Origin of the sequence: Mesorhizobium sp. M0894 (assembly GCF_040319725.1) — a bacterium.
GTDB lineage: Bacteria > Pseudomonadota > Alphaproteobacteria > Rhizobiales > Rhizobiaceae > Mesorhizobium.
Window position 1 is genome coordinate 19,132 of record NZ_JAMYOG010000025.1, and the last position, 12,446, is coordinate 31,577.

The following is a 12,446-nucleotide window of genomic DNA, read 5'->3' on the forward strand; positions in this document are numbered from 1 at the left end:
CTGCGGAGCAGCAGGTGCTCCCGATCGGTCGCTGGCGATGGAGGGCGTGGGAGCCAGCCCCTCGCGCTAACGCTGGCACGGCGGCCAGCGGGACACGCGCTGGCGGGGCTGCTAGTCCTAGTTATCCTATTCGACAACCCAGCCTTTGAAGAGAAAATTCGATCATCGTCATTGCTGCGCCTTGTCCGGGCTTCTCGACAATGGCCCGCATCGTCAAATTCGCCGGCCACTCGCTGCGCGCTGGCCTCGCCTCGTCGGCCGAGGTCGACGAACTCGATGTGCAAAAACAGCTCGGCCATAACTCCTCGGAGATGACCCGCCACTATCAGCGCCGCAGAGATCGCATCCGCATCAACCTGACCAGGGCTTCCGACCTCTAACGAGGCAAAAACCCCCTCCTCTGCCGTTATTCCGCCGCTCAGGTTCGCGCGAACGGCCTCACCCTGAGCGCCAAAAGACTGGTTTTCGGCCATTCGGGCAGCCCCGGAACCTCCGGGCCTGTTTCATCGCCAGGACAGCTGGTCTTTCGGCAGCCGACCGCTCGGATCGAACACGTTCACTTTGTACGGAAGATCGGGACCCCATTCCCATAGCACCAGATTGCGGTCTTCCGTCTCCGCGCCCGGAGCAAAACTCGGCACCAGAATTCCAGCGATGCCTTCAGGCCGCAGCCGGTCATAGATGGACCAGGATGCAGGTCGCTCTCCGTTGCTGAGAGCCGTGGCCCAGGCGCTCCCCATGTCCGCAAGCGTGACAGAATATTCTCCCCTCCCCTGCTCGGTTGTCAGATCAGTGATGTCCTCGCAGTCCACCTCATAAGAGCACAGCACGCAGGGGTCGATGCGATGCGCGAAGCCCTGGTTGGCTTCCTTGACAGCCGTCATGACGGTCAGCGCCAGATATAGCGCGGGCACACATTTGGGATTGAATCGAGCGCCCCTGATCGCCGCTCCATCACCGGAACTCGGCTTGAATGCCCAACGTGGATCATGCGCCCTGTAGCAGGTTCCGACAAACCTCAAGCAAAGCCACCCAGGGCCATGTGATCGAGGTAGTCGCGAATAGCAGCGGCCTTGCCGTCCTTCACGAGGGCTTCGGCGGTGCGTCCACCGAATGCCGGCAGCGGCTGGGCTCGGTACCAGGCCATGGCCTGTTCCTTGCCTCCCGCCCAATCCGTCACGCGGCTGATGATTTCGAGCATCTCGCGCAGACGCCCCTGCGTCTTTGCCGTGCGGCTGCGCTCCAGCCGATAGAGGGTTTCGCGGGCAAGCCCGGCCGTCTGAGCCAACTGACCCTTGGACATTCCAAAGCTGTCGGCCACCTGGTCAACGGCAATTTTCCCGGCACGGTCCATATAGGACAAAACCAGGGGTTCATTCTGCATGGATTTCTTGAGGGCTTGCCCCATGGAGTTCCTTGTCATATTAGCAGCCGTATTTACTGTGCAAAACATATGGCGCTTTTCGACTGGTTTCAAGCCCCCAAGCGCATGGCGTTGTTTGGCGGCTTCTGGACGCGTGCCCCGGGCGACAGCACCCGCCAGATCTCGTTCCGCGGGCATGTCACCTTCGTCCTCCAGGGAATTCGTTTTCGCAAGGACGGCACACTCGGCAAATTGCACGAAACGCTGACGTTGTCTTTCAAAGACGAAGGCAAGCGGAGGGAGGAGGTTGGTGGCCGATCAAAAGTTTGAGCGATATCCTCGTGATGTGCGCGATTGGCGCCGCGAGCAGTTGGTTCGGTGTCTCGCGACACTCCGGCGCATGGTAGACAAACCCCGATGTCCGGATCGTCGAGAATGCGAGAGATCGTGCTGCGCCCCAGCGCACTCATGGCGGGGTTGGTGCGATGGTAATACCAGACGAGACCCATTGCCTGCTGGAATGCCCAAGCAACACCACGCTTCCACCAAAGATCTTCAACCTGAAGGGCGCACCGAAAGGTCGCTCTTCGCTCGCGGTCTAGAAGATGCCACGCGACTACCAAATCTAGCGACGGGTCGGCTGGTCCGAAACTGCCGCCATCAAGCACTCCGACAAGACGCCCGCCCTGCACGAGAAGGTTTGCTGGGATAGGGTCCCTATGAGTCATCACGACAGGCCCAGCGGATGGCAACTCCCGGAAGCGAGTCCACAAATCGCGCAGTCGAGCCACATCAAGAAGGCCCTCGCTGTTTTTAAAGCAAACACTCATCCAATCGTCATGATCGGAGAGATGTCCACCACGTCCTTGCCCGTCGAAGCGTCGGCCCCGTGTGTCCGCTTGGCGCAACGATGCCACGAGGTGTACAAGGTCTAGGGCGAACGTCGTCGATCCACTTAGCCCGTGCGGCGTGGCAACCTCGCCTTCGATCCAAGTTTGTAACGCCCATGGCATTGGGTAGTGAGGACCTGGCTCGCCGAGCCCAATCGGTTGAGGCGTCGGAAATAGCAATGTTCCCCAATCTCGACCATGGCAGCGGCCTCTGACCGAAGCATATTGGCGCATTCGGTCGGATTCATCGCCCTCAGTGGGAACCGCGCCGTGCTCTTCGAGCCAATGCGGAAGATGGCATTGACGGTTCCCGACGATCTAACTGAGGTGATGTCTTCATGACGGTACTGGGGAAACTGGTCGCGGATCATCTGGCGGGCGATATCGATGTCGATATCCACCTGGTCGTCATGCATCATGAATTCTCGTCCTGCCGAGCTCGAATATGCGCAGCACCCGAGGCATTCCACACTCTTGTCCTACCTCCACCGATGCCATCAAAATCTTCCTTGCGGCGCTTCGCTTGGCATAGATGCCGACGCCCAGAAATTTTCGCCACGATACCTCAGCCCGCCGATCGCGGTCTATGAGCATCAAGCAGAGGTCCCCCTATTCCCAGGGAGTAAACCGTGGCGACGCGCAGATCGCCGGCGGCCTCGGCAGCATGATGGATGCGTCGATGTCGGGCCACGTCGGCAATGTCGACAATCGCGAGCGCGATGCTGAGTGTCTTTGCTTCAGCACGCCGCGAATGACCGGACGGTAGATCCCAGATCAGGAACCGATTGATAGGGTTCTTGTGCTCCGGGACGCTAAGCAGAGCTTGCAAATGATGGTGTCCCGGGCGTGACGATCAGGCTTGCCGGTAAAACAGCGCCCGTCCGGTCGGAATTAGCTGAAGAAGATAATCGAAGTCGCTGATGTTCGCTGTGAGTACCGTGAACCCTAGCTTCTGCGCCTGCAGGAACAAGACACAATCCTGAAGCGCGCGGAGGCGAGCATCTTTCTGGTAGCCCTGAAGGCGGCACATGATGCCGGACAGCAGCGCAGCTTTTCCAAGCACGTCCGTATCCGGTGCGAAGACACGATGCGGGTGCATGACGCGAATGGTAGCGCCAATCTGTTTGATTGCAGTCTTTGTACCGGGATGCTTGGGGTCCAGCACGCCGACGGTGTGCATGAGTTTCTGGATGGCAACCGTCGAATGATTACTCAGTCTGAGATCGAGCAGATCGGCGACAACATCCGGGGCGTGGCTCTGCAAACCATCAATGTAGACACAGGTATCGAGCATCAGCTCTTGCCCCGCCTCGGCAGTATCACCGAGGAACGGAAGGTCGTCGTCCTTGCGGCGAGACAGCCTTTCCTGAGGATCGAATCGTGCCCAGCGGACAGAACTGGCAAAATCAAAGTCAGTCAACTCAGAACCCGAGCTTAAGCGTCGGATCGATGGTGCCTCTCGTCTTTCTGAACGTCTGTCCGAAATTGTCGTCGAGGGCGACATTGGCGAGGGCGAATTCGATCAAGTCGGTGTCAGTCTTGATCCCGGTCTGCTTCTTGGCTTTTTCGATCAGCGCCGGACTGATACGACCACCGATCCGCGTGCTCTTCTCACCCAGCAGACCAGAACGTTCCGCCGCCTTCATGACGGCCTCAACACGGGTTCTGCTGACCGCGACAGACTTGCCGGTCTTTGTTGCCCGACCAGTCTTCGGAAGTGGCTCGCCGGCCTTCCTCGTCATTTCGATTATACCGGCCATACCGGCGCGCTTCTGAATGGCAAATCTCCCTTGCCGTTCCGCGCCACCACCCGTGTGTTCCTTCCTCGCTGCCTTCGCCATGACGCAGCCTCCAATGTCTGACATTTCACGATTTCGTCCAACATAACATGATTGAGACAATTTTCAAGGAGCCACCGAAATGCGGCGACGGCTGGCGGTCTCGGAAGCCCGGCAGGGCGAACGCCTGGATGCGATGCTTCTCGCCGACGCCGTGCGGCGCGCCTATGCGAGCGCGGCCACAGTCGGTTCCTCAGCGAGCGCGCCGCTGCCCTCTATGAGGGAAACGGCTTCGTGCGGCTGCCGGACTCCCTCCGGCTGGTCCTACCGATGCACGCAATCCAGCAACTGGTGGAGCCATGATCGACGCAGCACCTACATCGCCTAACGTCAGGCGCTCTGTCGCTCGGGCGGCCAAAGCCGGGCGACACTGTCGCAAAATCGCGTCACCCATCCCTTGTTGCGCCGCTTCGCCAAAACAGAACCGAAAAATGGGCGACTTTTGTGTGCACCGAGCGTGCACGTCGCCCTCTAAACACTGGGTTCCTGTCCTGTTGCCAACCCATCACTGGATACCTCAGAGCACGCTGGATGATCCAAACGCTAATTCCGCAGCGTCATGGTCGGCCTTCAAAGCCCTTGGCCGGGAAGTTGGTACGCATAGTCGGAATCAAGCAACACCCTTCCGAACTGGATTTTGAAGCCGCGGATAAGCGGCTATGATGAGCGTGCCGAATGCAAGTAAGGTCGAGGAGGCCTCGAACAATCGGCATTAGAGGAGATTACGTCGATGACGAACGTTCGCGCCCTTGTCCTTGAACGCCAGCACGAACTCAAGCTGCGCGACATCGACTTGCCGCAGACGGTTGGCCCGGGCGAAGTGCGCATCAAGATCCATACGGTGGGCATCTGCGGTTCCGACGTGCATTACTACACGCATGGCCGCATCGGCCCGTTCGTGGTCGAGGCGCCGATGGTCTTGGGTCACGAAGCCGCTGGCACCGTCGTCGAAACAGGCGAAGGCGTCGAGCATCTGAAGGTCGGCGACCGCGTCTGTATGGAGCCGGGCATCCCCGACCCGAATTCGCGAGCGAGCCGGCTCGGCCTCTACAACATCGACCCGGCTGTCAGATTCTGGGCAACGCCGCCGATCCACGGCGTGTTGACACCCTATGTCGTTCACCCCGCCAACTACACTTTTAAACTGCCCGATAATGTCAGCTTCGCCGAAGGCGCCATGGTGGAGCCTTTCGCTGTCGGGTTGCAGGCGGCTGCCAAAGCAAAGATCGCGCCGGGCGACACGGCGGTGGTGATTGGCGCAGGGCCGATCGGCACGATGGTGGCGATCGCTGCGCTCGCCGGCGGCTGTGCCCGCGCCATTGTTGCAGATCTCGCCCAACCCAAGCTCGACATCGCCGGCGGCTATCAAGGTGTGATCCCGGTCAACATCCGCGACAAGAGCCTGGCGGCGGAGGTAAAGCGCCTGACCGACGGCTGGGGCGCCGACGTCGTCTTCGAATGCTCGGGCTCGTCCAAGGCATGGGAGACCCTGCTCGATCTGCCGCGGCCCGGTGGCGCGGCGGTGGTGGTCGGCCTGCCCGTGGCGCCTGTGGCGCTCGACATTGCCACGGCCTCGACCAAGGAAGTCCGTATCGAGACCGTTTTCCGCTATGCCCACCAATATGAGCGGGCAATCGCGCTGATGGGGTCGGGCCGGGTCGACCTGAAGCCACTCATTTCGGCGACCTTCCCCTTCGAAGATTCCATCACCGCCTTCGACCGCGCAGTGGAAGCCCGGCCGGCGGACGTAAAGCTTCAGATCCGATTGCCGGATTAAGGGGACGCTGTTTTCTACAGAGCGGCTGGTTCGCCAACCCATATGTCTCGTATCATCTCGTATGGTCCGGCGAACCCTAGGATAAAACCCAGAAACGACTTCGTCGCACCTTGCGCTCCTCCAGGCCCCGGGGCAGGAGTTCGAATCTGTTCGGGCGCGCCACCTTCTCGGCCACCATCCTCCGGTCCATCGCCCGCGCGGTCATTTGGTCCCGATGCCAATATTGACGGGGTTTCTCAGAATGGCCGAAGCGTCATCGCCGGCCCGTTCGCGCACCATGCGATCGAGCGTCTGGCGAATGACCGCGCGCTCGCCTTCGCTCAACGCGAGGCTGCCAAGCACTTCCTCGACAATCGGATTGCTCCATACGATCCAATCCCATAGCTCAGCACCTGACTTGAACGCCGTGCTCTCGGTGATCATCTCGACATTGACGCCGTTCAGTCCAGCCTTTGCCAGTTCGCGGGCAAGCCGCTCCGGATCGCTGAGCTGAAACGGCAGTGGCGGCAGATCCATTGGCGGACCATTAAACTCCGGGCGTACCGATTGAACGGCCCCAACCAAGAAAGTGAGGAAGTCAATTCGATGCGGGTCGCCATAGGCAATGACCAGCACCCGCCCTCCAGGTTTGACAACCCGCGTCATCTCCCGAATGCCCATCGGCATGTCGGGAAAGAGCATGACCCCAAACTGAGATCCCGCCACGTCGAAGCTGTCGTCGACAAAGGCAAGCGCATGCCCGTCCATTACGCGGGCGTCAATTTCCAGGCTTTCGCGGCTGGCGCGCTCTCGCAGCAGGCGGAGCATGACGGGCGACTGGTCGACGGCGACTACCTCGGCACCGATCCGAGCTGCCGGGATACTGAGCGCGCCGCTGCCGGATGCAATGTCAAGAAGGCACATACCTGGGCGGAGCCCTGCCCTGGCCAGACTCTCATTGCCAAGCCACATCTGTGTTTCGGTATTCGTCCGATCGTAACCCGAGGCAATTCGGTCCCAAGCCTCACGTGTGTCCGGCAGCGCCTGAGGAGTCGCGGATCCGGCTGCGGCAAGCGCAGCCCGCAGCACCTTTACAAATTCGGCAGGCTGCTCGATCGGCGGATCATCGGCGGCGCCGTCGATAATGTGGAGCGGCCACCCATATCGGACGCTCGCCGCTTCCGCTACAGGCAATGGGGTGGCAAGATCGTGCCGCCCCCAGATCAGGAAGGTCGGGATTCTGATGCGCGCTAGTTCCTCTGATGGGATTGCGGGAAATCCGAACTGCTCCATCAGACCTTGCTGGGTCGGCTTCAACTCCGGCGCCTGCGCGCGATCGAGATTGTAGCCTCGCAGCCGCTCCCAGTTCTCGCCCATATGATCACGCAGCGTGTCGAGGTCGAAGGCGCATTGCTGCCAGAGGCGGTCATGGCTTTCCGGACTTGGCTCCGTGATGAACGCGGCGAGGGCCGCACCGAATTCAGGCGCCGGCTGAAACGGCGCAAGGCCGAGCGCGTCCGACAGCACCAAGCAGCGGAGCTGGCTACCGTGCTTGGCGGCAAAGCGAGCAGCAATTGCGGCGCCGAGAATTTGGCCGACAAGAATGGGCGGTGTTGGGCAGGTGCGTTCGATGAGTTCGCCAAGCCACGCGAGAACACGATCGGGATGAATCGGACCCTCGACGGTCCCCGACATGCCGTGGCCCGGCAGATCGGGCGCGATTACGTGATGCGTTCTCACAAGCTCCGGAAGAATTCTCAGCCACTTTGCTGCATGTTCTCCTGGGCCATGCAACAGCACGATCGGTGATCCCGCGCCCCCGTCCAGTAGCACGGTCGAGATGCCGGCCAATTCGAGCCGCCGTTCGGCGCTCGACAGCCCGGTGAGCAGGCGCTTGCGCGCAGCTTCTCCGGATATGCGGTTCGATTCAATTGCCGCCGGGGTGGCGGTGTAGTCTTCAACGTGAGTCATCATGGCCTCCCTCATGTTGATAGGGCGATTTCGTCTTGCACATGCCGCCTGGCCTCTTGGGTTGCTCACGTGCTAGAGCGCGAGCTGCGAGCGGTTGACACGCTGATCTCGGTTCGCGCGAGCCCCAATCCGAACCACAACGTCCAAAGGGCCATCACGAAAGACGACGCAACCCAGACGAGGCTGCCCAGCCAGATGCCGACCCACATGCCCAACGGCCAGCCGGCAAAGGCAGCAAGCCCAGCCACAACTCCGACCAGTGACGCCCAGGTCGGCGTTATCTGTTGCCGGCTCAGCGCCTCATTGCCGGCGATCACGACAACCGCCAGACACAGGAACATGAATCCGTTGGCCTTGCCTTCGGCGAACGCCCACCAGGCCGTGAAGCGCGCCATATCGTTGGCGGCGGCGGCATCGGCGACGGTGGTGGCCTCGGCCACGGCGGTGGTCATCGTCCAGAGGGCGCCGACCGGCACCACCGCCCAGGCGGATAGGGTCCACCAGTGTTCGGTCAGGCGAGAGCCCGCGGTCAACACGATCAGGCTCGCGACGACGAACAGCGACAGTGCTGCTGCGGCGGCCCAATGCACGACCACCCACAGGGTGACGTTGTTGGCGATGATGTGCATTTGAAGGGCGAGGTCGGGATGAATCGGCCCGTGACCGACCAGGACGAAACCTAAGAGTACAGAAGCAATCGCAAGCCAGACGCCCGCGACCCGCATCCTGGTATCGGTACGTGACATCGCTTCCTCCTTTCATTGTGGCCGGATGTTTGCAGCGCGATCACCGAGTCCGTCCTGCAGTCTGCAGGCGAGTTGCGCCGAGGCGCCGCGCATCCATAGCCGACAGGTGCAAGCTTAGGCCGGAAGGGAAGGCGGCGCTTCGGGCGAACTACCCAATCGGCGCCGACGATGCATGGGTGATTCCACCCATTGCCGGGCACGCTCAGACTAGGCGGTGCTCGTAGGCCCAAGCGGTGGCGGCGGTGCGAGTGGGGACGTCGAGTTTGTTGAAGATATTGCTTGCGTGCCTGTCCACTGTCTTTCCGCTCAAATGCAGTTCGTTGGCGATTTCCTTGTTGGTTTTGCCAGAAGCGATCAGGCGGAGGACTTGCAACTCGCGGGCAGAGAGACCGCTGGCTTCCTCCGACCGCATGTCAAGCAGAGCATCGATGCGAGAAACGTCGGGCGTGGCACCAAGCTGCTGAAATACTGTCCGTGCTGCCTGCAGCTCCAGTGTCGCGCCGTCTTCGTCACCGAGGGCGCGGCATGCCAGGCCCATGATGACCCGTACGCGCGCTGCTTCGTATGGCGCGTCGACTTGCTGCCACTCCTCTATTGCCCGGCGCAGACAAATCGCCGCGGCCTGCGCTTCGCCTTCTGCCAGTTCCACCGCTCCCCGCGCGTGGGCGGCAAGGGCGCGCAACGGTTCGGTCCCGTAGCTTTCTGCAACGTCCGCCAGTTCGTGGCAGGCACGCCGTGCTTCCTCGATGTCGTCAGCCGCCAGCATGATCTCGACGTGAGCTGGCAGCAGCCGAATGCGCTTCACTTGGTCGGTCGTCGCGGCCATGACGCGCCGGGTTGCGGCCACAGCCGCATCGATGTGCCTTTCGGCCAACCGCAACAGGGCAAGGCCCGGCTGCGGTTCGAAGCCATATTGGCTTGCACTCCGATATGCCTGTTCGGCCGCTTCAAAGTCTCCACGGAGGCGGTGTACTTCCGCCAACTGGTACCACGCCCCAGCCGTATCTTTTCGATTATTTGACTGCGTCAAACGCTCCACGGCATGCTGCGCTTCGTCGATTGCGTCCTGCCATGCGCCGCTGAGCCGTTTAATTTCAGCGCGATGCATCAGGCAGGTGCCGCTAAAACTGATCAGCTGGGGCTGTTCCGAGCACCATCGCCCCAGAGCGGAAGTCCATTCGCGTGCGCGACCCAGAGCATGGACTTGCTGACACGCTTCGATCACGCTGCAGTAGATCAGGCCGGTAAGCAGCGGCGACAATTCGCCGGCCGTGACCGAAACCATCGCCTCATCGAGAAGCGCGAAACCTTCTGTGGTCCGCCGCTGACGTAACAGAACACGGCCCTGCAGGTGCCGCGCACAGGCAACGAGATCCGCATCCGCAAAGCGCTCGCCAATCTCGACTGCGCCGCTGGCCGCAGCGTAGGCTGCCTTAAGGTTGCCCGCAGCAAGATTCTGTTCGACGTGGGGCAGCATCAGGTAACCCTGTTCGACACAATCATGTGGCTCGCGTTCGAGCAGTCGATGGGCCCGTCCAAACCAGCCGGTCGCCGGAGCCATCTCCCCACGAAAGACAAGACGCAGGCCCAGCCAGAAGGCGCAGCGGGCGGCGCGATGGTATTCGCCAGCGTCGAGATATGCATGATGGGTTCGCTCCAAGGCCCGCAGGTGCTCCTCGTCGCGCCCGGTCAAATAGGCCGACATCGCCAGCCGTTCGAGATCATCCACAGCAAGCGGAGCCGTCTCATCGGCGTGCGAGAGGAACCTATAGGCGTCGCCCCACGCCCTTTCTTCGTAAGCCTCACGACCGTGAGCGAGCTGATCCGTCTCTTCCAGGGAGCCGCTGTTGCATTGCTGTCGATCTGAGCTGCCCATCCCATTGGCTCCGCAGACGAACAGAAATCCTAGCCATCAATGGCTACTTTCCGAGGCGGAGTATAGCATGCTCGAAAATGAATGAACGGAATGCACTTAAGCGCTCCGAATGAGAGCGTTCCGGACGACAGCAAACGGGTCGGATCGCGACGCTCATCGCACAAGATGCAAATGTCGTCTCATGACGCGACAAAGCCGTCCGACGACCTGCCGCGCAACGGGCCGACCTTATCCTCCCTCCTGAGCTTGCCATCTGCGGCCGGTGATCTGGCGCGATCTCTGCAGCAAGTGCTCGCTATGTTATCGGAGTAGGCTAGGCGCAACCAAAAGCTGCTACTTGCGAAACCTCGACGAGTGGTAGACCACCATCTCCTCACCCGCCTCTTCCGATTGTCAGTAGCCCACAACAAGTCAATGAAATCAAAAGCGATGCGTGCAGGTTCGCCATCTTGGACTTGGCTAACCGAGGGCACAAATAACCTCTAACACGTTGATAAATAACGACAATGGTGGGCCCGGAGGGACGTGGTCTTTTCAACAAAAACAACTACTTAGCGGGTGGTTAGCCCAACCATATCCTTCGTATGTTCTCGCATTTGGTGGCGAAACTAGTGACGACAACTCCGAATGAGGACCGGCTCAACAACAATGGAGAGAGGCCTAAGTCCGGCGGCTCAGTGTCAGAGGCGCGGACGAAACGTTCCAAGGAATGCCGAAACCATGTCCTGCTCGCCGGCGCATTGCCGGCTTATCGGGTATATTGGCTATGCTGACTTCCACTGTTTCCATTGTGAAGAGTTGTTAGAATCCCTTACGGCAAAGGTTTTCAAGATCGGCTTTTGCCATTCCCTCGATGCCGACCGCAGGAAGAATATCATTATCTGCCTTGAGATCGCGACCACAAGCTGCCGATAATATCGAAACTCCGGACTCGTGGAGTATCGCCGGTTTCCCCGTTAGCTTCCCCAGTAGTACGGTCGGCAGCAGTCCGAACGGAACATCCTCTAGAATATAGCGGCTTTCGATGGTTGTTGGGCCAAAGCCGCCACGGCCTTGGCGCTCCATCTCCTGGTTCATCTCCGAAACGGTTCCCATCGGAACATGGAACGACAGTGAAAAATGCTCTCTGACGGTGCGAACGGCGATGCTGAAATGGGCCGCGATGGCCAGCCGCTCGGCATCCAGAGCCTCGATAAGACGGCCGACGGCGGGAGTGACGTTTCCCCCCTGGCTCCATTGCTCGGCCTTCTCCATGCGTGTCAGGTTAAGAAGCGCAATACCTAGATGGTTTTGCGGGTTGAGGTTGCTGAGCGCGATCGCAAGCATCCCGTCGCGCTGGACGAAACGATCGCCGAACAAGGTCGTGCAAAGTTCGTGTCCTTGATCCTGGTAACTGAAAGGCAGCGTCGCCACGTCAAGCTTCTGGCGAATGGCGGTGACATGGACTTCGGTTGGTCCGAGCTGGCGGCCAGTCAATAGTGTTGTGCCCCAAACGACGATCGGCAACGAGACCTTGCGTTCGGCCAACCGCTTGGAGAGATAAAGCGCCGAGAACGAACAATGCGAACTGATGATGACCGGGATTCCATCAATCAGATGGGGGGCGGCGGCATCCATCACCATCTTGTGGCCGTAGGCCGGAAGCGCAATCACCACCACGTCCGCGTTGGCGACGGCATCCGTGCAATCCTTGGCAATGCGCACCAGCACCGTCGCGTCTATATCCCCTGTGGCTTTCAATAATTCACCCGCAGCCAACGCCCTGGTGCGCTGTCCCGACGGTGACCAAAGCGTTGGCGAATGTCCCGATCCTGCCAAATACGCGGCAAGGCCATAAGCAATTGCTCCGGCGCCCAGAATACTCACGCGCATAATATTCCTCCTGTTGCTGGCTTTGTGGTTCGAGAATCCTTGCCGTCGTCACACATGAAAGTTTTCATCAGGAGGTTCCGCAAGCCGGAGTCGCGTCTGCCGTCCTCGTCCGCCTCCGCCAGGGATTCCGGCTC

Annotated in this window: 12 protein-coding genes and 2 pseudogenes; 4 read left to right on the top strand and 10 right to left on the bottom strand. The window is 60.4% G+C overall.

What is annotated here, in order from left to right; genetic code table 11:
- Nucleotides 1-206 precede the first annotated feature (206 nt).
- Nucleotides 207-380 (top strand): annotated as a pseudogene (locus NKH91_RS29300) (integrase); the annotation flags it as partial.
- A gap of 123 nt (nt 381-503) precedes the next feature.
- Here the strand turns inward: NKH91_RS29300 and NKH91_RS29305 are convergent.
- Both NKH91_RS29305 and NKH91_RS29310 read right to left on the bottom strand, forming a co-directional pair.
- The gene (locus NKH91_RS29305) at nt 504-1,022 is read right to left on the bottom strand and encodes an RES family NAD+ phosphorylase (protein ID WP_352885446.1); all 519 of its coding nucleotides are present in this window, start codon (nt 1,020-1,022) and stop codon (nt 504-506) included.
- Complete coding sequence (locus tag NKH91_RS29310) at nt 1,019-1,408, bottom strand: antitoxin Xre/MbcA/ParS toxin-binding domain-containing protein (RefSeq protein WP_031195508.1); 390 nt, start codon at nt 1,406-1,408, stop codon at nt 1,019-1,021. The genes NKH91_RS29305 and NKH91_RS29310 overlap by 4 nt, the downstream gene beginning before the upstream one ends.
- Nucleotides 1,409-1,453: 45 nt before the next feature.
- Between NKH91_RS29310 and NKH91_RS29315 the strand changes: the two genes are divergently transcribed.
- Nucleotides 1,454-1,693, top strand: a complete 240-nt coding sequence (locus NKH91_RS29315) for a hypothetical protein (RefSeq protein WP_023723155.1) — start codon at nt 1,454-1,456, stop codon at nt 1,691-1,693.
- Nucleotides 1,694-1,983: 290 nt separating this feature from the next.
- Here the strand turns inward: NKH91_RS29315 and NKH91_RS29320 are convergent.
- Nucleotides 1,984-2,376, bottom strand: a pseudogene (locus NKH91_RS29320) (phosphotransferase); the annotation flags it as partial.
- Nucleotides 2,319-2,672, bottom strand: a complete 354-nt coding sequence (locus tag NKH91_RS29325; protein ID WP_023723153.1) for a protein kinase family protein — start codon at nt 2,670-2,672, stop codon at nt 2,319-2,321. The gene NKH91_RS29325 and the pseudogene NKH91_RS29320, both read right to left, overlap by 58 nt.
- A 167-nt stretch (nt 2,673-2,839) precedes the next feature.
- Between NKH91_RS29325 and NKH91_RS29330 the strand changes: the two genes are divergently transcribed.
- On the top strand, nt 2,840-3,019 hold the full coding sequence (locus NKH91_RS29330) for a hypothetical protein (RefSeq protein ID WP_352885447.1): 180 nt from the start codon (nt 2,840-2,842) through the stop codon (nt 3,017-3,019).
- A gap of 87 nt (nt 3,020-3,106) precedes the next feature.
- Here the strand turns inward: NKH91_RS29330 and NKH91_RS29335 are convergent, their stop codons facing one another.
- Both NKH91_RS29335 and NKH91_RS29340 read right to left on the bottom strand, forming a co-directional pair.
- A complete protein-coding gene (locus tag NKH91_RS29335) occupies nt 3,107-3,673 on the bottom strand; it encodes a type II toxin-antitoxin system VapC family toxin (protein ID WP_023723151.1) in 567 nt (188 codons plus the stop codon).
- A 1-nt stretch (nt 3,674) separates the two neighbouring features.
- Complete coding sequence (locus NKH91_RS29340; protein WP_352885448.1) at nt 3,675-4,094, bottom strand: hypothetical protein; 420 nt, start codon at nt 4,092-4,094, stop codon at nt 3,675-3,677.
- A 727-nt stretch (nt 4,095-4,821) separates the two neighbouring features.
- Here NKH91_RS29340 and NKH91_RS29345 point away from each other — a divergent pair.
- Nucleotides 4,822-5,868, top strand: coding sequence for an NAD(P)-dependent alcohol dehydrogenase (locus tag NKH91_RS29345; RefSeq protein ID WP_023723149.1), 1,047 nt, complete (start codon nt 4,822-4,824; stop codon nt 5,866-5,868).
- 201 nt (nt 5,869-6,069) lie between these two features.
- Here the strand turns inward: NKH91_RS29345 and NKH91_RS29350 are convergent, their stop codons facing one another.
- The 4 genes from NKH91_RS29350 to NKH91_RS29365 all read right to left on the bottom strand — a co-directional run bounded on the left by NKH91_RS29350 (nt 6,070) and on the right by NKH91_RS29365 (nt 12,312).
- Nucleotides 6,070-7,821, bottom strand: coding sequence for an alpha/beta fold hydrolase (locus NKH91_RS29350; RefSeq protein ID WP_352885449.1), 1,752 nt, complete (start codon nt 7,819-7,821; stop codon nt 6,070-6,072).
- A 62-nt stretch (nt 7,822-7,883) separates the two neighbouring features.
- Nucleotides 7,884-8,564, bottom strand: coding sequence for a hypothetical protein (locus NKH91_RS29355; RefSeq protein WP_352885450.1), 681 nt, complete (start codon nt 8,562-8,564; stop codon nt 7,884-7,886).
- Between the two features lie 202 nt (nt 8,565-8,766).
- A complete protein-coding gene (locus tag NKH91_RS29360; protein WP_352885451.1) occupies nt 8,767-10,440 on the bottom strand; it encodes a LuxR C-terminal-related transcriptional regulator in 1,674 nt (557 codons plus the stop codon).
- Between the two features lie 801 nt (nt 10,441-11,241).
- A complete protein-coding gene (locus NKH91_RS29365; RefSeq protein WP_031195544.1) occupies nt 11,242-12,312 on the bottom strand; it encodes an NAD/NADP-dependent octopine/nopaline dehydrogenase family protein in 1,071 nt (356 codons plus the stop codon).
- Nucleotides 12,313-12,446 lie beyond the last annotated feature (134 nt).